We start from the raw sequence: 2,209 nt of genomic DNA, 5'->3' as shown, positions 1-2,209 counted from the left end.
AACGTTTAGGACGCAAGTGACACAATTACAAATCAGATCGTTTTATGAGAAAATTAAACCTTGAAGAATCTGCATTTCTTTATGGAGGAAAGGCGGTAAATAGTTGTCACGTTTCAGGTGCTCTGCTCGGGGCGGGCGCTGTATTTATTGTGGCCGGAATAGCAACTGGTGGAATTGGATTTGCAGTTGCAGGTGGCCTTTCAGCCTATTTTGGAGGGGTAACAGGATTTGCTTGTGCAGTTAGTTAAACACTTAAATATTAAAAAAATGAGAAAATTAAATTCTTACGAAGTAGAAAACCTCTCGGGAGGAAGTAAAATGAACGATTTTTTAACTGGCGCATGTTTTGGAGCTAGCATCGCACTTAGCCTCGTTACGTTCGGAGGTAGCACTATTGCGATCTGGGGTCTGAGAGCTGCAGGAGTTGGAACAACTGTGGGTTGCGCCTTTATTTAATTCACATTCTTTTAACGTTCATTAATGAAAGCCTTGCTTTGAGGCTTTCATTAATACATATATTTGCATTTATGAAAAATCACATTCAATATTTAATAAAAAAATACTCATATGATATTATTGAATTAATTCTATATTTATTAACTGTAATTTTGTTATTTTTTAAGGTTAAGATTGTAGAACAACCTATATTAAATATAATTATTCTAATAATCCCATCAATCATTTCTTTAATATCTTCTCTCATAAGAATAAAAAAAAAAAATAACTACACATAAATAAATATATGATCAAAAATTCGATAAAAAAGCTATTAGAGAACAATTCAATTATTTTAGCCTTATTATTGCTATCGTATATGGGTATTTCATTTTACATGGCTAATATATCTCCAAGCAAAACGCTATATATAAACAATTTAAGAGAACAACTTTCTGAGACTGAAATAAAAAGTTTATTAAAAAATGTAGATAAATATGCTTGGCTCGGATACTTTTTAATAATACTTACTATATTAATAAGAGTGTTTATTGTTAGTTTTTTTTTATTCATCGGAACTACATTGTCAGGATACGAAGTAAAATTCAAGCAATTATTTAATATTTCCATAAAGGCAGATTTCATCTTTATAATTCCATTACTCATTAAGATCTTTTGGATTCAACTTGAAATCAATAACATCAACATAAAAGACATCGAATATTTCTACCCGCTATCTTTAATTCAGTTAATTAACCCAAGGGAGATAGACCCACTTTGGATTTATCCATTTCAAACAATAAATCTTTTTGAGGTTAGCTACTGGTTCATATTAGCATTTGGTATTTATCGAATCACAAAAATTAACTATAATGAATCATTGTCGTTGATTGTAAAATCTTACATTCCCGCACTTGCTCTCTGGATAACTCTTGTAATGTTTTTCTCAGTAACATTTTCGACTCCTTAATTTCAAAATAGTCTGCCTCATTTTAACAAACGTTTAATGCGGAAATTCTACATCACCAATTAACACTGTATGCAAAGGAAATACTTAACCTCTATTATTTTGATTTTATTTCTATCTATTATCGGTACGGTATTATATTTTACTTTCCAGAAATTACATAAAAAAAAGCTTGCCCGAGATAATATTGAATACATGCCTGATATTTCATTTTTCGATATTGCTAACAATAATCATTTTAAATATTAAAAAAAACTCTAATGAGTATTCCACCTGTCTTATCCAAATAGATCCAAATTGTCACTTTTGCAATAAACAGGTTAAAGATATTTTAAAAGATCATAATCGCTTCCATAATATAACTATATTACTAGTTTCAACTGCACATGAAGATATATTAAAAGAATATTATACAGCATTAAATTTAAATAGATACCCAAATTTATACCTTCTATCGGATAGAAATCTGGTTTTCCCTAAAACATTTGGAACCTCAACTACACCTACAACAATTTTATACGAGAAGGGAGGGAGATTCATTTCTAAATTTGAGGGCATCGTTAAAATAGGTAAAATTATAAATGAATTTAAAGACTAAAAATTACAGGAAACGATAATGATTAAAAAGTATACTTTCCAACAATTAAGAAAAATATTAGTTAGACAACAAGACCAGTCTGACTGTGGGATAGCTGCTTTACAAACGGTAATTCGATGGCATGGAGGTGAATCTTTCTCTGAAGATCTAAGAATAGCTAGTGGTACTAATAGTGATGGGACAACAATGCTCGGCCTTATTCAGGCTGC

The 2,209-nt window shown here is 30.5% G+C and carries 2 protein-coding genes; both read left to right on the top strand.

Annotated features, from left to right (window positions below):
• Positions 1-44 precede the first annotated feature (44 nt).
• Entirely contained in the window at positions 45-248 is a 204-nt protein-coding gene (locus B2X73_RS01775) for a hypothetical protein (protein ID WP_291095613.1), read from the top strand.
• A 1,770-nt stretch (positions 249-2,018) separates the two neighbouring features.
• On the top strand, positions 2,019-2,209 hold a 191-nt coding region (locus B2X73_RS01770; RefSeq protein WP_291095611.1), incomplete at its 3' end, for a cysteine peptidase family C39 domain-containing protein.

It is taken from the genome of Empedobacter sp. UBA7252 (assembly GCF_002472765.1).
Lineage (GTDB): Bacteria > Bacteroidota > Bacteroidia > Flavobacteriales > Weeksellaceae > Empedobacter > Empedobacter falsenii_B.
Note: the sequence above shows the minus strand (reverse complement) of the source record. Positions and strands in the feature narration are given on the sequence as shown.

Coding starts and splice junctions, on each gene's coding strand:
- B2X73_RS01775 (WP_291095613.1), top strand. CDS start 45: ATGAGAAAATTAAACCTTGAAGAATCTGCATTTCTTTATGGAGGAAAG.